Source organism: Bradyrhizobium liaoningense, assembly GCF_018130955.1.
Classification (GTDB): domain Bacteria; phylum Pseudomonadota; class Alphaproteobacteria; order Rhizobiales; family Xanthobacteraceae; genus Bradyrhizobium; species Bradyrhizobium liaoningense_C.
The window spans coordinates 1-16,847 of record NZ_JAFCJM010000060.1; the positions used below are offsets into that span (position 1 = coordinate 1).

16 protein-coding genes and 5 pseudogenes are annotated in these 16,847 nt (G+C 60.5%); 12 read left to right on the forward strand and 9 right to left on the reverse strand.

Features of this window, described 5'->3' with window-relative positions; genetic code table 11:
* A partial coding sequence (locus tag JQ632_RS31610; RefSeq protein WP_409363520.1) for a hypothetical protein occupies positions 1-186 on the forward strand: 186 nt, incomplete at its 5' end.
* Positions 187-819: 633 nt separating this feature from the next.
* Here the strand turns inward: JQ632_RS31610 and JQ632_RS31615 are convergent.
* Together JQ632_RS31615 and JQ632_RS39755 are read right to left on the reverse strand one after the other, a co-directional pair.
* On the reverse strand, positions 820-984 hold the full coding sequence (locus JQ632_RS31615) for a DUF6894 family protein (protein ID WP_409363521.1): 165 nt from the start codon (positions 982-984) through the stop codon (positions 820-822).
* Between the two features lie 792 nt (positions 985-1,776).
* A pseudogene (locus tag JQ632_RS39755) lies at positions 1,777-1,908 on the reverse strand (cupin domain-containing protein); the annotation flags it as partial.
* Between the two features lie 93 nt (positions 1,909-2,001).
* On the opposite strand from JQ632_RS39755, the gene nhaA reads away from it, so the two are divergent.
* The 5 genes from nhaA (at position 2,002) to JQ632_RS31635 (ending at position 5,109) form a co-directional block, all read left to right on the forward strand.
* A complete protein-coding gene (gene nhaA, locus JQ632_RS31620; RefSeq protein WP_249152680.1) occupies positions 2,002-3,237 on the forward strand; it encodes a Na+/H+ antiporter NhaA in 1,236 nt (411 codons plus the stop codon).
* A gap of 43 nt (positions 3,238-3,280) precedes the next feature.
* Entirely contained in the window at positions 3,281-3,685 is a 405-nt protein-coding gene (locus JQ632_RS31625) for a host attachment protein (RefSeq protein ID WP_212406572.1), read from the forward strand.
* Between the two features lie 257 nt (positions 3,686-3,942).
* Positions 3,943-4,068, forward strand: a complete 126-nt coding sequence (locus JQ632_RS40115; RefSeq protein ID WP_258769898.1) for a hypothetical protein — start codon at positions 3,943-3,945, stop codon at positions 4,066-4,068.
* 57 nt (positions 4,069-4,125) lie between these two features.
* Positions 4,126-4,521 (forward strand): sensor histidine kinase, encoded by a 396-nt coding sequence (locus tag JQ632_RS31630; RefSeq protein WP_212406573.1) that lies wholly within the window; start codon positions 4,126-4,128, stop codon positions 4,519-4,521.
* 354 nt (positions 4,522-4,875) lie between these two features.
* The gene (locus tag JQ632_RS31635) at positions 4,876-5,109 is read left to right on the forward strand and encodes a DUF6894 family protein (RefSeq protein WP_212406574.1); all 234 of its coding nucleotides are present in this window, start codon (positions 4,876-4,878) and stop codon (positions 5,107-5,109) included.
* Positions 5,110-5,475: 366 nt separating this feature from the next.
* On the opposite strand, the gene JQ632_RS31640 is transcribed toward JQ632_RS31635, so the two are convergent.
* The 3 genes and pseudogenes from JQ632_RS31640 to JQ632_RS31650 form a co-directional block, all read right to left on the reverse strand.
* The gene (locus JQ632_RS31640) at positions 5,476-5,700 is read right to left on the reverse strand and encodes a hypothetical protein (protein WP_212406575.1); all 225 of its coding nucleotides are present in this window, start codon (positions 5,698-5,700) and stop codon (positions 5,476-5,478) included.
* Positions 5,697-5,858, reverse strand: coding sequence for a hypothetical protein (locus tag JQ632_RS31645; protein ID WP_212406576.1), 162 nt, complete (start codon positions 5,856-5,858; stop codon positions 5,697-5,699). Before JQ632_RS31645 ends, JQ632_RS31640 begins: the two co-directional genes overlap by 4 nt.
* Positions 5,859-6,047: 189 nt before the next feature.
* A pseudogene (locus tag JQ632_RS31650) lies at positions 6,048-6,155 on the reverse strand (cold shock domain-containing protein); the annotation flags it as partial.
* 219 nt (positions 6,156-6,374) lie between these two features.
* On the opposite strand from JQ632_RS31650, the gene JQ632_RS31655 reads away from it, so the two are divergent.
* From JQ632_RS31655 to JQ632_RS31670, 4 genes are all read left to right on the forward strand, one after another.
* Positions 6,375-6,794 carry a CopG family transcriptional regulator gene (locus tag JQ632_RS31655; RefSeq protein ID WP_212406578.1) on the forward strand — a complete coding sequence of 140 codons (420 nt, stop codon included), beginning with the start codon at positions 6,375-6,377 and terminating at the stop codon, positions 6,792-6,794.
* Positions 6,795-6,797: 3 nt separating this feature from the next.
* Positions 6,798-7,988 carry a PHB depolymerase family esterase gene (locus JQ632_RS31660; RefSeq protein WP_212406579.1) on the forward strand — a complete coding sequence of 397 codons (1,191 nt, stop codon included), beginning with the start codon at positions 6,798-6,800 and terminating at the stop codon, positions 7,986-7,988.
* 660 nt (positions 7,989-8,648) lie between these two features.
* Positions 8,649-9,161, forward strand: a complete 513-nt coding sequence (locus JQ632_RS31665; RefSeq protein ID WP_212406580.1) for a phasin family protein — start codon at positions 8,649-8,651, stop codon at positions 9,159-9,161.
* 462 nt (positions 9,162-9,623) lie between these two features.
* Complete coding sequence (locus JQ632_RS31670; RefSeq protein ID WP_161855475.1) at positions 9,624-10,061, forward strand: hypothetical protein; 438 nt, start codon at positions 9,624-9,626, stop codon at positions 10,059-10,061.
* Between the two features lie 101 nt (positions 10,062-10,162).
* Here JQ632_RS31670 and tnpC read toward each other — a convergent pair whose 3' ends face one another.
* Positions 10,163-11,794: an IS66 family transposase gene (tnpC, locus tag JQ632_RS31675; RefSeq protein WP_312015681.1), complete on the reverse strand. Its 1,632-nt coding sequence runs from the start codon at positions 11,792-11,794 to the stop codon at positions 10,163-10,165.
* Between tnpC and JQ632_RS31680 the strand changes: the two are divergent.
* Positions 11,766-11,948: pseudogene (locus JQ632_RS31680) on the forward strand (transposase); the annotation flags it as partial. The gene tnpC and the pseudogene JQ632_RS31680 overlap by 29 nt on opposite strands.
* Before the next feature lie 134 nt (positions 11,949-12,082).
* Here JQ632_RS31680 and JQ632_RS31685 read toward each other — a convergent pair.
* The gene (locus JQ632_RS31685; protein WP_212406582.1) at positions 12,083-12,325 is read right to left on the reverse strand and encodes a hypothetical protein; all 243 of its coding nucleotides are present in this window, start codon (positions 12,323-12,325) and stop codon (positions 12,083-12,085) included.
* A gap of 994 nt (positions 12,326-13,319) precedes the next feature.
* Between JQ632_RS31685 and JQ632_RS40350 the strand changes: the two are divergent.
* A pseudogene (locus JQ632_RS40350) lies at positions 13,320-14,671 on the forward strand (DUF2130 domain-containing protein).
* Positions 14,672-14,863: 192 nt separating this feature from the next.
* Here JQ632_RS40350 and JQ632_RS31695 read toward each other — a convergent pair.
* Both JQ632_RS31695 and JQ632_RS31700 read right to left on the reverse strand, forming a co-directional pair.
* The gene (locus JQ632_RS31695) at positions 14,864-16,360 is read right to left on the reverse strand and encodes a sugar ABC transporter ATP-binding protein (protein WP_212406583.1); all 1,497 of its coding nucleotides are present in this window, start codon (positions 16,358-16,360) and stop codon (positions 14,864-14,866) included.
* Positions 16,357-16,827: pseudogene (locus tag JQ632_RS31700) on the reverse strand (hypothetical protein); the annotation flags it as partial. The gene JQ632_RS31695 and the pseudogene JQ632_RS31700, both read right to left, overlap by 4 nt.
* Positions 16,828-16,847: the final 20 nt, after the last annotated feature.

Here is a 16,847-nt window from a genome sequence, read left to right on the forward strand (position 1 = left end):
CCGCTGCTCGCCGGCACGATGGGACAAGGCGACGACCCTGCTTCCGCGACCACCATTGCCGGTACAAAGCCAGGTTGCGCTACCGAGGAGAACGCCAAGTTAATGGCCGAACAGCTTGTCGATGTTCACCCGGTAGAGCTTTGGGAAGGACCGCGGCGGATCGCTCGTTTCGAGCCGAAGCACTAAGCCAGATTCAGTCAGGCTTGATCCGGCACCTCACATACGCCCGCCGGTTCACGCTGGCGAGCCCTTACGCTGCGACCATGACAAGGATCAGCCAGCCAACTACAACAGCGGTCCAGAAAATGGCCGCCACAAAATACCAAATGTCACGCGATAGGTGCGTCAAAAGGCGGTCTCCGTCTGCGATCGGCATCCTGGGCTAGCTTAAGCCGCTCAGCGGCCGGTTTCAGTCACAGTTGCTTGTCAAACGGATTTGGTTTCGGCAATTGCGCGCTGTAGTTCTCGGCAGCGGACAGGACGCGGCCTTATGATCGGGATGTTCGCTCGCATCTGCCCACGCCTTGCAGACCTGCTCCGCGTCCTCCGTTTCGGCGAACCGGCGTCGACGCTGAATCAGCACAATCGTGACGAGCGCGGCCGATGAGTAAGGTCGCCTAGGTTGACAGCCTCTTTCATTCTTCTTCCGGCGGCAGGGGGGCCTTAAACGAGAACCGGCCCACCGTCAGACGCGCGTCCGACGACAGGCCGTTCCGGGTGGATGGTGCGAAACTGGACGAAGCGTCGGGTATCGCGCCACAGACCGATTGCTCAATGTCTCCCTCGAGGAGTCGTTCCTAATCGCCAGCTGAGGCGGCCTCACCGCTTCCGCTTCTCGATCTCGAAGGTGAACTTGACCTGCATGACGGGCCCGGTCTCGTCCCGAACCTCGATCGCCATGCGGTGACTGCCTGCCGTAGGGGGATAAGTGTGCACGGCGTCACGGGCCATGTCTGCAAGCGATTTGGCGGCCTCGGCCTGCACCGCTCGAAGGTCTTTGAGTTCTAAACCTCTTCATCGATGGCGAGCGCGTCGCCGTCGAGGAGGTCGAAATAATAGCGAGGCATTCGCACCTTCCCTCATTCAATACGGAAAGATGGAAGGTGAGAATCTGTTCCTACTTCGGTGATTGAAGCCCGGGTGATCTCAGCCACTCGCTAATATGCGAGCCAGTCTCACACTGCCGTGCCTTGCGTAATAGGTGCTCGCGTTTCATGCTTTGCGGAAGGTTCTTAGCCTGTTCTCGCAGCCGTATTGCTTCCTGACCGAGACGTTCTTCTAGAGACTGGCTCTGCTTGAATCGACGTCGCCGCGACATGGCGCTGCTCCTTCCATTTCAATTAGGCGGGAGCGCTGTGATGGGGGCGTTCTCATCACCGATGAATGCCACGGGCCGCGGGCAATCGTTTGGACGTCCCGCCGGTTCACGCAGGAGGGCCGTGGGCTCCATTCAGCCAATGGCGGACTCAATCAAGCGCAATCTGTTCCGTGATTTCCGCTGATTGGTGCGCTACGCGATGGAGTTTGATCTCCTTGACCGTCACCCCCATTCGATACAGCGGCGCAGATCCGATGGTACAGGTCGATGACGTGCTCGTCGTAGAATAGGATGTTGGGGCGAGCAAAACGGACAATCTGTTCTGTCCGTCGCCGCTGCTGCAGAACCAGAAACGGCTTGTTCGGGTCGGGGGTTCGATTCGCTCCCCCGCCACGCCGCGCTACGGCACGATCCTCTACGCCAGACGGCCCTTCGTTCATCTCAATGCGTCTGAAGGTTTATTTGATGGGCGCGGTCAGAGGGCCGTCATTGGTATCGAGGACGAAGACAGCGAGCAGCTTTGCCGACTCGGTCTTGCTGGCGTTGCGGCTGGTCGAATGGATAGCGCCCGGCGGTTCGGACCAGCTCTCGGCCACCGCGTCCGTACGGCAACCCTGGATTTCGCGAGCTGGGGCCCGTCCGCCGGCATTTTGCTGGTCCTCGCGACCGTGGCGGCGATGGTCTTGACGAACTCGCCGATCGGGCCGTCGCTCGAGGCGCTCTGGCGCCAGGAGGTCGGCGTGAGCTTGGGTGACGCAGCCTTTCAGATGTCCATCCTCCATTGGGTCAACGACGGCCTGCTGACGGTGTTCTTCCTCGTCGTGGGATTGGAAGTGAAGCGCGAGATGACAGTTGGTCATCTCGCAAGCCGCCGCTCCGCAGCGCTTCCGATCGCCGCCGCGCTCGGCGGCATGGTCGTGCCGGCGCTTCTGTACGCGCTGGTCATCCCTGCGGGGCCGTGGTCGCACGGGTGGGGCGTTCCGATGGCGACCGATACTGCGTTCGCGATTGCCTTGATCGCCGTGATGGGCGCCCGCGTTCCCGTCGAGCTGCGCATCTTCCTCACCGCGGCGGCCATCGTCGACGACATCGGTGCGATCGTCGTCGTCGCTGTGTTCTACTCCGGCGATATGCATCCGGCATACCTGGCCGCCGCCGCGGCGGTCGTCGTCGCGCTGGCGCTGCTGAGCCGGTCGAGAGTCTACCTTCTCTCGCCTTACATCCTGTTGGGCATCGCGTTGTGGACATTCGTCTACGCGGGCGGTCTCCACGCGACGCTGGCCGGCGTGGTACTGGCGCTGTTCGTTCCCACGCGCCCGCCCGCCAACCTGGCTGCCCTGATGACGCAGGCCAGCACCATCATCGCCTCCGAGGCCCGGCACGAGGGTGAGGTTCTCAGGCACGGCCCCTCCACCCCGGCGCTGCACGCGCTCGATGCAATCTTCGACAGACTTGAATCGCCGGCCGACCGGCTGCTGCGGCACGCCGGCGCGCGATCGAGCTACGCTGTCCTCCCGATCTTCGCACTGGCGAATGCGGGGGTGGCGATCAATCCGGGCGTCTTTGTTGGGCATGGCTGGCTCATGGCCGCGATCGTTGCTGGCCTCGCCATAGGAAAGCCGCTCGGCGTCTTCCTCATGGCTGCTGCGGCCGTGCGCGCAGGCATAGCCGTCAAGCCGGCAGAGTACACGTGGCGGCAGTTGGCCGGGGCGGGAGCCCTCGCTGGTATCGGCTCTACGATGTCGCTCTTTATCGCCGGGCAGGCGTTTCCAAGCGCTTCCGACTTGTCGGCCGCCAAGATCGCCGTATTCGCTGCATCGATTGTCTCGGCCGTCGTTGGGACTGCCCTGCTCTGGGGACCTTCGCGTCAGGAGCTTATCGAAGAGGCGCCGCAGGGCGCCAGCATGCAAGTATCATAGCCCGCCGGGCGCTTATGCAGGATCGTGAACAGGAGATCTTTCGATGATTCTACCTACGGGTACGACAGTAGCAGTCGCTGATGGCGAGACAGTCCGTCTGTTCCGCAATACGGGTGTGAAACCTGGGGTGCATCTGGTCGAGATCACGGCGGCTCCGCCTCCGCCCGCCCACTCAGGCTCGGGTGCGCGCCATCACACCAGCTCTGCCAACCCTGATGGCAGGCGGCTCGACGAGGACGACTTCGCGGCAGCTACGGCTTCGTTCCTTAACAAGCTCAGCCTGGACGGGACCATAAAACACCTGGTCGTCGTATCCGACCCCAGGACCCTGGGGGAGATGCGCAAGCATTTCCACCGCGACCTGAGAGGCAAGATCATGGGCGAGTTCGCGAAGGACTTCAGCCGGCGTCCGCTCGAGGACATCGCCTCATTGATCGCTGACGCCTGACGCGCCTCTGTAAGCGGCTCCTGGCGCAAGCCTGTCCAGTCATAACCCGCGCGAATAACTCAAAGTTTCGGCGACGACTACTGCTCTCGACCAATCTCAACCAAACCAACCGTCTAAATGGATCAGCAATGGACAAGATAATCAAAGCTGCCTCTGGCATTCCAAGCAGCATCAAGAGGAAGCAAGGTTCTGCTGACCTCGGTGTCACGTTCCAATCTCTCGACTAACCGGAATCTCGCATTAGGAGGAGCCTCCGCATGACCTATTACCTAATCGCCTCACGCGCCGCGATCATCTTCTGGACGAGCCTTGCAATGGTGCCAACCGAGATCCTCTTTGACGCGTTAAAGACCGAATTGGAGCGCCGCGGCGTGGAGCCATAGGTGCTCCCTGCTTGGTCCTGCGGCACGTGCCAGAGAGAAAGATCGTTGGAGCCCGAAATGACAAAGCACATTGCACCGTTACCGAATCCCGATGGATCGTTGCTTCTTCGTGAGTTGAACCACAGAGTAAATAACGAGCTCACTAGCACTATCTGCACGATTTCAGCCAAAGCGGTGGCGTCGGATGACATGGCAGTCAAGGCGGCGCTCCTCGATGTGGTAGACCTCCTCCATGATTACGCTGATGTTCACAAGGCACTACGCATGCCGGATCCTGGGCACCTGACCGACGCCGCAAGGTACCTCCAGCATCTTTGCTTCTCCATCACGAAATACCGACTGGACCGGCTGAGTATACGTCTCTTGTGTTCGGCGGAAGATTTGCGGCTTGAGGGCGAACGCTGCTGGAAGCTTGGGTTGATCGTATCCGAGCTGCTCACCAATGTGGCATGACATGCTCGATTCGACGATAGACAGCCGGAAGTGAAAGTGAAGTTGCTGCTCGCAGGTAACGTCGTAAGGTGCGCGGTCTCTGACAATGGCTCGGCATCTGATCTCAGTGTGCGCGGTCGCGGGCTAACGATTGTCGACGAGTTGGCCGGCAGCTTGGGTGGTTTCGTTCATGCGTCTTGCGCCGCCGAAGGGTCTTCCTTCCTTCTCACCTTCCCATTGACTGAATCCGAGCAACGTGCCGCCGGCGCACTCATGTTGTGTTGAAGCGAAGGAAGGTGCGTCGTTCTCGCGGCTTGCAGGTCCCAGGAGCCGAAGATGCAGCTAGGCAAGTCGTCCCACTGAAGGAGGCCGAAAATGCCCCAGGTCCATTTCCATTGCTCCAACACCAAGAAAGTTTTCGTCGACTATTGCGGCGCCGTAGTGGACGATCTCGCTGAGGCGCGGGATCATGCGACGCGCGTCGTGGAATCCTTCACCTGGGAACGCCGCTTCGATGATTGGCGTGACTGGGTTCTGCATGTCAGTGACGACCGAGGCGATGATCTCTTCATTGTCCCCTTCACTTTCGTGCTCGGCAAGGCGCACTGACGTCAACATGCTCTGAACTCAGCCAGATGAGTGATCGCCCGCGTCGCAGAAACGGCCTTGGCAGGTCTTGGCGCAAAGCGGACCACTCTTGATCAGCCTCGATCTTCTTGGCTGCGGTTAGCTCAAACTTCCCCATGATGGACTGGACCGACTGAACGCCTAGGAGAACCGAAATTAGCAGTAATTGTGATTTACAATCTGCCCATAACCTATTGGTTTCAACAGGCGTCGAAACCACGGGATTTACAGTTAAGCAACTGAAATGATTTCGAAAATCTCTGACTCTTAATCAGCGGGTCCCAGGTTCGAGCCTTAAGGACGAGGGGTGGTGACGGCCAGGTCGTCCCGAAATTGTCGAGGCCCAGCTCACGGGTGGGTGTTGGTTTTTTGAATAGGCCGCCATGCGACGCCCGATCGTGGAAGGTCTCCGAACTCGGACGAGGCGTAGTCCCGGCCTTCCGGGGTAATGATATGGACGTCGTAGCAGCCTATCTTGGCAAGCTCCCTGGCCTTCGTAAGGGCCGCTTCGGCGGTCTTCCTCCGGTGCGCCAGCTCGCCGTGCTTGCACATGCCTTTGATGGTGAAACTCATTTCTTCTTCTTCTTTTTGTTCTTTTTCATGGTATCGGCCTGGGCCCGGAATGCCTCGGCCAAGGTCTTCATCTGGTTTGCCACAAAGGTGTCAGCAGTGCGTGCGGCTGCCTTTTCGGCCACCTCAGCCTGCTTGCGGATGTCCTTTACAGCTCCCATGGGGGCTTAATTTCGAGGCCAAAGTGTTGTTCCGCCTTAGCGGCTTGCTTTTGTTTTTGGGGGGTGGCCCATTGGGCGCCCACATTCATTCGGGACCTGCCAACCTAGATTTTCGCAAGGGACATCCACGTGCCGGTTGTCAGCTGACGCGCAGATTTTCCGCGGACATTTTACCTAGGCGCCCCGCTCTCGACTCGCAGCCTTCTTGACCGCACTGATGTGCACAAAGACGTCGGGGCCGCCCTCGTCCGGCTGGATGAAGCCATAGCCCTTCGTCGGAACGGGCGACGCTCCCATTCTCCGCCCGTAGGCAGGGTTGGGCTTCAGCCAAATTCACCGGCGGGTGTCCCTCTCCCGAGCTTCGGTCGCGGCAGAGGTCGTTGTCCTTCCCCGCATGCGCGACGTCAGGAGCTCCGTGGGCGCGGGTCTATCCACTCAATCCCTTGAAAGGCGCCGGGGAGCATCTATATACCATCCGAGGACCATCCAAGAGGATGGCAAGGATGGATGTTAGTTATGGCCGATAATGTGCGCGAGCTGCGACCCAAGATCCCCGACACCGAGAAGATCACGATCAACCTTGGCTATGTCGACCTCGGTCATGTCGATCTCATGGTGCAGGAAGGGTTCTATTCGAACCGGACCGATTTCATCCGGACAGCAATCCGGAACCAGCTCGAGCGCCACGCGGAGGTCGTCAGACAATCCACGGTCCGGAAGAACCTGGACCTCGGGCTGCGCAACTACACTCGCGAGGATCTCGAAGCGGCGCGGCGCGCCGGCGAAATGCTGCAGATCAATGTTTTGGGTTTAGCCACCATCGCCCAGGACGTCACTCCCGAGTTGGCTCGCGCCACAATCGCGTCGATCTCGGTGCTGGGGGCACTCCATGCCACTCCCGCGGTCAAGGCCGCTCTCGCCGACAGAACGAGGTGAACGATGCTGAATCAAGACATAGTCCGCGAAGCAACCCGTCTCACGCGTGCCGGCCAACTGGTCGAGGCCACCGCGCTCCTGCAGCGCATGCTACAGGGTGGTAGCGCTCCAAGACCGGAGTTTCGCGGCGCCGCTCAGGGTCGGCTCCCGCGGCTCGATCCGCCTACCATCGACGCCACGGCCGACGTCGTCGAGGAGCGGGAAGCTCCGCAGATCTCGCCGGCCCGCTCTGCTCAGGGACGCAGACGCTCCTTACCGCTCGACGGCATGCGAGATTTTTCCCGGCTCGGCCTGCGAAGTCCGATCACGCGCGCTCCTCTGTCCCAATCGGACATCGTGCCTGAGGGCACGCGGTTTATCACCGGTACCTTCAGTAACGCCGCGGGAAGCCGGACCTACAAGCTGTTCATCCCAAGCCGCTGTCAGGGACAACGGCTTCCTCTGATCGTCATGCTTCATGGCTGCACCCAGTCGCCGGACGATTTCGCTGCCGGCACTCGGATGAACTTCCTGGCGGAAGAGCAGAATTGCTTTGTGGTCTATCCTGAGCAGCCGAGCGGAGCCAACCGGTCGAAGTGCTGGAACTGGTTTCGCACCGGCGACCAGCGCCGCGGCGGGGGCGAGCCCTCGATGATCGCCGGCATTACCCGCCAGATCATGCGCGACTATGCGATCGATCCGAAGCGCGTATACGTCGCGGGTCTGTCGGCGGGCGGGGCCGCCGCCGCAATCATGGGCGCAACGTACAGCGATCTGTATGCGGCCGTTGGTATTCATTCAGGCCTCGCGTGCGGGGCCGCGAGCGATCTTCCCTCCGCGTTCGTCGCCATGCGGCAGGGAGGCGGCTCCACGACAATTGCGGATGGCAAAACTTCTGCGCCGACTATCGTTTTTCATGGCGATCGCGACACTACGGTGCATCCAAAGAATGGCGATCAGATTATCGAGCAGTCCGCCAGGGCAACGAGGCCGACGACGAAGGTATTTCGCGGACGCGTACCCCACGGCCATGCCTATATTCGCACCGTCCTGATCGACGGAGCCGGTCGGGCGATCTCCGAACACTGGAACATCGATGGCGCCGGACACGCGTGGTCAGGCGGCAGCCCCGTCGGGTCCTACACTGATCCGCAAGGGCCGGATGCGACGAGGGAAATGCTGCGCTTCTTCCTCGAGCATTCGCTCGGTGGGTAGTCCGGCCTCACAGGGCGCTCAGGTTGTCCTCGAGCGCGTCGCCGAGCTTCCGGATCAGCTTGGCGTCGCCGAAGCCGGCCTCTATCCGCCAGCGCGGCGCGCGCCATGTGCGTGCGGGATGAAGTCACGTTTCGGGCTTTCAACTCGAAAGGAGCCGCAGATTTTTGCGAGAGAACTTTTGAGCGTCCACAACGCCGCTTCGCCGTCAGCCACATGGATGACGTCGCACCCTTCCTCTCGCAAAGCCTCCACCACAAACTGCTAGTGACCAGAGCATTCAATTTGCTCCAGCGATACGGCCTATCAATGGCAGCAGCCGATGCCGCCCCCGAAGGTTCGCTTCGAGGAAGTCACGCGAAATCAAGGCATGAACGCTTGCGTAGTCGCTGCAACTTATGGCGGTCCTTGGAGAGCACAACGAGCGGAGGGCTGATTGTTCTCAGACTGACGCCGTTGAGCATAGGTCTGTAAGATCGCCAGCTAGACGTCTGTTGGTTGGAGTTGCTACCTAAAATCATCGTCGACATCGCAGAACGTGCGATTGATCTCAGTTCATGCGGGACTCCAACAATGCGCGGGTTTGGAACGTCACATCACAAAGCCTGTTGTCCTTTCAGAAATGACCGTTGTGGTCGCACCCCCATTTTCTTGGAGCGTCAGATGAGCAAACGCAAACCGGCAACCGCGCCAAAGCGCGCCCGCAATCCGAAAATGGCCGCGCGGACTCAACGGAACAAGCAGGCCATTGTTAGAAGCCCGAAAGAGAATTTTCTTCGCTCTGTTGCGGCAGTTTCGATTGAACCGCCTCTTAAGCTTCATGATGATCCTAAACACGAGGTTCCTATCACTGAGCCTCGGGTGGATGCACCAGCAGATGACCTCAGTCAGAGAATGAAGGATAGCGATCCAACGAAAGGCTTTGCTCTAGCGACGGCAAACATGCAGGCGTATCAAGCGAAGCTTCTTGAGATAGCCCGGGCCAACGTGCAATTTGCTTTTGAATTCGGCCTGAGACTTGCGACGATCAGATCACCAACTGAATTTTTCGGCATCATTACGGAGTTTACAAGCAGACGGATCGATATGTTCGGGCAGCATTCGAAAGAATTGGCGGAATATCCGTTCTGGCGCATCAAGCCGCCCCGAGAGGTCACGGCTCTGCCGGGACGATAACTGCAAGCCGTACCCGCTGCGGCAAAGGATGGACGCAAGCGCGGATCACGCACGCGCCGACCACGGTTGCTTGCTTTCGGCTAGATGCGCCGGGAATAGCGAATGCCGTGGCGGCGCTGGCGCTCACCGCACCGGTGAGAACCGTATAGGCTTCTTCTTGCAATGCGCGCGTCCGGATGTGGCCCCCAGCTGACCTTCGCTTGGAGCGCCCCGATGCCTGCTTCCGTGAGGTTAGCCGACCAAGGTCATTCCAGATGCAAAGGCAGCCTTTGACCCTTACCGTCGATCTCAACCCTCACCTTGGCGACGGCTCTTGGGGGTAGACCGTAAGCATCCGCCCAAGGCCGCGGGAGACTCTAGTTCGAACTCCAGGTCGGCCGTGTAATGATGTGGGGACGGCGTATTTTCCGCGATTGACGGCCGGTTCGTGCGATGGCCTCGTTTCTATCAAGGAGCGAGGTTATGCTGATCGAAGAGCAGCTTCGGGAGCGGCTAAAGAAGGTGGAGGCGCTGTATTTCGGCGCGACCACTGCGGGAGAACGTGATGCCGCCGAAGCCGCAGCAGAGCGGCTGAAGGCCAAGCTCGAGGAGGCCTGCCGCCGCGATCCCGCCGTCGAGATGAAGTTCAGCTTGCCGGACCAATGGTCGGTCCGATTGTTCATCGCCTTGTGCCGGCGTTATGGCATTCGGCCGTTCCGATATCCGCGGCAGCGCTCGACAACGATCATGGTCAGGGCGCCGCGCCGCTTTTTCGACACCGTGGTGTGGCGGCAGTTTTCTGACCTGCACACGGACCTCTGGCTCTATTTCGAGCAGACGACGGAGCGGCTGATCCGGGAGGCTATCCACGCCGATACTGCAGACGCTGAGACCGCAGTCGAGCCGGCCAGCCTGCGATGACGCGCATCATGCCGCTATCCCAGTTCGTTCGGGGGCGACACTCCAATTCCACGCCAGAAGATCGCGCAGCCCGTCGATGCCGTTTTGCCCCGACATGATAGTTAGGCTGCCTGAGCGGCGGCGGGATTTGACGCGGTGCGTTTCCATTCCCAGGGCAGCAGCTCATGGAGCCGCCCCTGCGGGATGGCGGCGATGCGGCCGAGCACGTCGGCAAGCCAGGCCAGCGGATCGATATCGTTGAGCTTCGCCGTCATAATCAGCGTGGCCATGGAAGCGGCACGGTCGGCACCGCGTTCGGAGCCGGCGAACAGCCAGGATTTGCGTCCCAGGGCAAAGCCGCGCAGCGCGCGTTCGGCCGCGTTGTTGGTGAGGCAGATCCGTCCGTCGTCGATGAATCGCGCAAACCGGTCCCAACGCTTGAGCATGTAGTCGATCGGCTCGACAACGGAGGCCGAGCGCGACAGGCGGGTACGCTCCTCCCGCAGCCAGGCTTCCAGGGCCGTCACAAGAGGCGCGCTCTGCTCCTTGCGGACGCGCCGCCGCTCGTCAGCGACAAGGCCATTGATGCCGCGCTCGATATCGAACAGCATATCGATGTGCCTGACGGCCTCCAGCGCGACAGGCGAGATCGCGGTTGCCTTCTTGCCACGCCGGGCATTGGCGGCAATATCAGCCAACTCGAAGAACTGCCGCCTTGCGTGCGCCCAACACGGCGCCGACGTGATCGGCCCCGGCAAGCGGGACGGCGCGTAAAGCTCGTTGTAGCCGTTATAAGCGTCGGCCTGAAGAATGCCGGCGAAGTCGCGAAGATGCCAGACGGGATGTTCGTGCCGTCTGTCCCGCGAGGCGTAATAGAGCGCCGCCGGCGGTGCACGACTGCCGAAGGGACGATCGTCGCGGACATAGGTCCAGATATGCCCCTTGACCGTCTTGCCCTTGGCCAGGATCGGGATCGTGGTGTCGTCGCCGTGCAGTCGCTCGGCCGCCAGCACGTGGGCCTCGAGCAGCGCGTGGAGTGGCTGCAGCACCGTCGTGCACGCCCCCACCTGGTCGGCCAGTGTCGATACGCTCAGATCGATCCCCTCGCGGGCGTATCGCTCGCTCTGCCGGTTCAGCGGCTGGTGCTGGCCGAACTTCTCGAACAGGATCATGGCCAGAAGGTTCGGCCCAGCGAAGCCGCGCGGCGTCACATGGAACGGCGCCGGTGGCTGCGCGATCGTCTCGCAGCTCCGGCAGGAGAATCTCTCCCGCACCGTTTGGATCACCTTCCAGGACCTGGGAACGACCTCCAGCGTCTCAGTGACGTCCTCGCCGAGCTTCGACAGCTTCGCCGAGCCGCAGCAGGGACAATTCTCCGGCGCAGCAATCACCACGCGCTCACGCGGCAGATGCTCGGGAAAGGGTTTGCGCGAAGGTCGCCTACGCTCGAACGACTTGACCGTCTCCGTTCGCGCCGCCGCTTTCTCCGCTGCCAGTTCATCCTCGGTTGCGGCGGCCTCCAGGTCTTCCAGTTGCAGTTCCATCTGTTCGAGAAGCCGCGCCGTGCGTTCCGAGCGGCTGCCGTAAAGTTCGCGCCGCAGCTTCTCGATCTGGAGTTTCAGATGGGCGATCAGCGCTTCATGGCTGGAGAGGTCCGCCTGGGCGGTGGCCGCCTCGGCTTTGGCGCTCGCCGCAACGGCTTCCGCTTCCACTCGCGCGGCGCGCTCCGCGAGGATCCGGAAGAAGATCGAGATGCTGTTCGCGCACCTCAAGCGCATTCTCAAGCTCGATCGCCTGCGACTAAGGGGTCCGAACGGCGCGCGTGACGAGTTCACCCTCGCAGCCACCGCTCAGAACCTTCGTAAGATGGCCAAGCTGATCCCGATGCAAATCCCCAGGCCCGCATAGCGGCGAACCAAGCGCTGGGCCGCTTCGAAGCTGGCGCCAATACATCGGATTACTGCCGCCTTTTTCAACGAAATCGGCCAGCAGCGGAAGTCACCGTGGGCTGAAAATGAAAGAGGCCGCCAACTGAGGCGGCCTTATTCTGAATCGATCCTATAAACGTCGCCCGGGCCGAGGTTTAGTTCCTCGACCATCTTTTGCTGCTTTTCCGTAAGGATTGCTGGAACAACTTCGGCTGTCCAGCCTTCGGGAACGGCGGCGAGGATTAATGTCAACGCCTGGCTAGGCTTGGCTAAGGCAAGCCACAACTGCTTTGTCGAGGGCACCTCGTCCGAGGTCACCTCAACGATGGTGAACGAATTGCCGAACGACTCCGCCATCACTCGCTAATGCTTCAGCCTGTCGCTAGTTGCTGGTGTGAGGCAGACGAACGGGGCCAGCTATCAAGCGACACCTGGGCACCCAAGCGGTGTTCCACGATTCCATGGTTGCGCCACAAACCGAGCAGTCGAAGCTGGCGATTTCCCGCGAAGGGGCCATCGCCTCGGTGCGGCTGTAAACAGCGCCGCATTGACAGGATCGATGATGAGATTCTGGCATGCATCTTTATGCGCCAGAAAAACAGAACAAGCCACCGAGCAATTCAAACTAGGCTACTGGGGTCGGAAACAGGCCAGCGCCGTCCGGTGAATGGAAACGGCGACCCCAGCACGGAATGAGAACGGTCAAAAGTCCGTTCGAGGTAAAATCGCTAAGACCTCAGGTTGAGCAAATCTGGTCCGCTCGGGCGCAATTAGCGCACCTTGGGCAGACAAGGCGCAACTTCGCAGATGGGCCCAGAAGGCGAAATCGCAAGTGTGCTGGGGCAAGGGCCAAGCTTGCTCAACTATGCCCCGATTTCTTCCGCCTCGTGAATAAGGCGACAGTCAGAAGAAATGTAAAAAATAGAACGACCGGCCAGATCTTGACCACAAACATAAGGACGTAAGCTAGCGCGATGTACAAGTAGAAGACGCCTAGGAGCGCTCCGGCGGCTACGATTTGCAGCAAATGCTCCATGCCAGTCCTCGCTGATTGCATCGATACAATTAGGCAACCAAAGGTTAAGCTTTGGTTTTCCAAGACAGTGGACAACATCAAGGGCCGCTAAGGGTCAATCGCGACGGTTTGGCCCTGTTAAGTTAGGCCCGATCTGCCCCTGACAGCCGACATATGCTCGGCCGTGGGACGCGGCAGCGATCCGGTCAAAGTGCGAAGAACTCAGGTTGAGCGAATCTGGTCCGCCCTGGCACGATACTGAGGCCGGCTCCCCAGGCGCGATATGCGTGGAACGGTCCGGCTTCTCTTTCTTCTAAGGCCTGCTCTCCGGCCTTCATGCCGGATATTTTGAAGCAGGTTCGTGACGCCGATTTCGCCGAGCAACTGCATGAGCGGTTGGAGTTGGCTGAGCGCGAGAAGCAAAGCGCGGTGGAATTGACCAAGGCCCAGGTCACCAGTGATCTGCAGAAGACTGCTGCCGCCAAGGACGCCGAGATCCTGGAATTGAAGTCCAAGCTTGAGGGAAGCGGCGTTGCGCAAAAGCTCGCGGTTAGCCAAGCGCTCAGCACCGTGGAAAAAGAGCGGGACAGGCTAGCGAACGCGCTGGTCGAGTCCGAGCGTGAAAAGAAGGCGGCCTCGGAGCTTGCCGAAGCACTCCTGGCCAGCGAGCAGCATAAAATCACTGCTGCAAAGGAAAAGGAAATCCAAGAGCTGACGGCCAAGCTCCAGGCCGCCGAGCTTGAGAAGAAGCTCGCCGTCACTGACGCGGTCGGTGTGATCGAGAAAGAGCGCGATGAGCTGAAGAACGGCATCAAGCAGGTTCATCTTGAAAAGCAACTCTCCGAGCAGTCCCTGAAGGACAAATACGAAACCCAGATCAAGGATCGTGATGACGCGATCGAACGCCTCAAGGACATGAAAGCCCGTCTATCGACCAAGATGGTCGGTGAGACCCTTGAACAGCACTGTGAGACCGAGTTCAACCGGGTGCGCTCGATGGCCTTTCCGCGAGCGTACTCGAGAAGGACAATGACGCGCGGACCGGCAGCAAGGGCGACTATATCTTTCGCGACTCGGACGACGCCGGCACCGAGATCATCTCGATCATGTTCGAGATGAAGAACGAAAGCGACAAAACCGCCACGAAGAGCAAGAACGAGGACTTCCTCAAGGAGCTCGACCGGGACCGGACCGAGAAGGGCTGTGAGTATGCCATCCTGGTCTCCTTGCTTGAGCCGGACAACGAACTCTACAACGCCGGTATTGTCGACGTCTTCCACCGCTATCCGAAAATGTATGTCATCCGGCCGCAGTTCTTCCTGCCGATGATTACGCTCTTGCGGAATGCCGCGATCAACTCGCTGAAGTACAAGACTGAGCTGGCGCTGGTGAAGGCGCAGAACATCGACATCACCCAGTTTGAAAACCAGCTGGAGACCTTTAAGACTGCGTTCTCGAAGAACTACGATCTAGCTTCCAGGAATTTCCAGACCGCAATCACCGAGATCGACAAGTCCATTGATCATCTGCAGAGGACCAGAGATGCACTGATCGGCGCGGATCGAAACCTGCGCCTCGCGAACGACAAGGCGCAGGACGTGACGATCAAGAAGTTGACTCGCTCCAATCCGACGATGGCAGCGAAGTTTGCGGAGCTCAAAAGCCATGCCGCTGAAGCAGCGGAGTGATTTCTAGCCAGGTCAGGCAGAAACTACCGTGACGTCAGATTGTGGGTGACTAGTAGATAGTCGCAACGGACCTGTTATTGCACTGATAAGGTTTCTAACAAAAGCTTATCAGTGCTACTGCGCGCCGCACGGTCTCTATGTGACGCACAAGGACCGGCTCAACCGCGACATCGCCGAGTCCGCGCGCGGCCGCTAGTGGATCGCCGCGTACATGATCTTCTCCTCGCTCGCCTCCGGCGCGGAGAATTCTTCCACCACCTTGCCCTGGCGCGAGACCAGGATGCGGTCGGAGAGGGCCATGATCTCGGGCAGATAGGATGAGATCACCACGACCGCCTTGCCCTCGTCGGCGAGGCGGTTGATCAACTCGTGGATCTCGACGATGGCGCCGACGTCGACGCCGCGCGTCGGCTCGTCGAAGATGATCAGCTCGGGCTCCTGCACCAGCGATTTGGCGATCACGACCTTCTGCTGGTTGCCGCCGGAGAGCTCGACGACCTTGGCCTCGTCGCCGATGGCACGGACCTTGAGCCGCTCGATCCAGGTTTTGCCGATGGCATTGGTCTCGCGCCGCGACATCATCATCCGGCCCTTGGGAAATTTCGAGAGCAGGCCGAGATAGATGTTGCGGGCGATCGAGGACGTCTCGAAGAAGCCCTCGACCTTGCGGTCCTCGGTGACATAGGCGATGCCGGCCTTCACCGCCGGCGCGGGCACGCGGTAGCGCACCGGCTTGTCGTGCAACAAAATCTCGCCGCCGTGGAAGAAGTCGCGTTTCAAGACGCCGGAGACGATCTTGAACGTCTCGGTGCGGCCGGCGCCTACGAGGCCGAACACGCCGGTGATCTGGCCGGCAAAGACCGACAGCGAATTGTTCTTCACCATCGGCGCCATCTTCAGATTTTGCACCGTCAGCACGCGCGCGCCGGCCGGGCGCACGCTGGTCTTCTTCACGCCGTAGAGCGTGTTGGAGAGATCGCGGCCGACCATCGCCTGCACGATTCTCCCGCGATCGAACTTTGTGGCGTCGTCGGTAACGACATGCTTGCCGTCGCGCAACACCGTGATCCGGTCAGCGAGCAGCAGCGCCTCCTCCAGCGCGTGCGAAATGAAGACGATGGAGACGCCGCGCTTCTTGAGGTCGCGGACGAGATCGAAGAAGTATCTTTTCTCCTCCGGTGTCAGCGAGGCCGTCGGCTCGTCGAAGATGATGACTTTTGCGCGGTGAAGCACCGCGCGGGCGATCTCCACCATCTGCTTCTTGGCGGCGCCCAAGCCACTGACGGTTGCCGTCGGCGCCACGTCGAAATTGAGCGATTGCAAAAACTGCTGTGCGGCGATGTAGATGCCGCGCAGGCGGTTGTAAAACTTCTCCTGCCCCAGAAACAGGTTTTGCGCTACCATCATGGTCGGCACCAGGCTGTTCTCCTGGAACACCATGGCGATGCCGAGGTTGCGGGCCTCCAGTGGCGTCCTCGGCGCGACGGCGGCGCCGTCAATCGTCATGTCGCCGGAGGTCAGCGTCACGACGCCGGCCATCACCTTGGTCAGGGTCGATTTGCCGGCGCCGTTCTCGCCGACCAGCGCATGGATCTCGCCGCGACGCAGGTCGAAGTCGACGCCCTCGATGGCGGGAACGCCGGCATAGAGCTTTGTCGCCTTGCGTAGAGAAAGGACGGTATCGCTCATGCGCAAAACTCCTCGGCGAGACCGGCCAGCGGCAATTTCAGGACCCGGCCCGGCCCCTTGGCGATCAAGACGAGATCGCCGCCTATCTCGACCGCCGCGACGATCCCGTGATTGACGCCGTCGACACGGCTGTGCACCGAGTAGAGCGGTTTGCCGTCTGCGTTCAGTCGCACGACAAGGCCGTAGGAGCGCGGCGGCGCCCAGGGCTTGATGACCCCCATCGTCTTGATGTGCGCGCCCTGCATCGGCTCCTTGAATGAAAAGCCGGAGCGCAAGCGCGGCGCCACCCAATAGGCCGGATCGATCTCGGCCATCATGCGCTTGCGATAGGCGGGCTCGCGCAGCACGAACTCGATCAGCTGGGTGCGCGCGGTGAAGGCCGTCAGCCAATACCCACCGCCGGATGCTTTCGACAATCGCGACGGATAGACGGGCAGGTGAGCGAGCACGGTTTGCGGCGCGCGGCCTTGCGGAATCCGCTGCATCT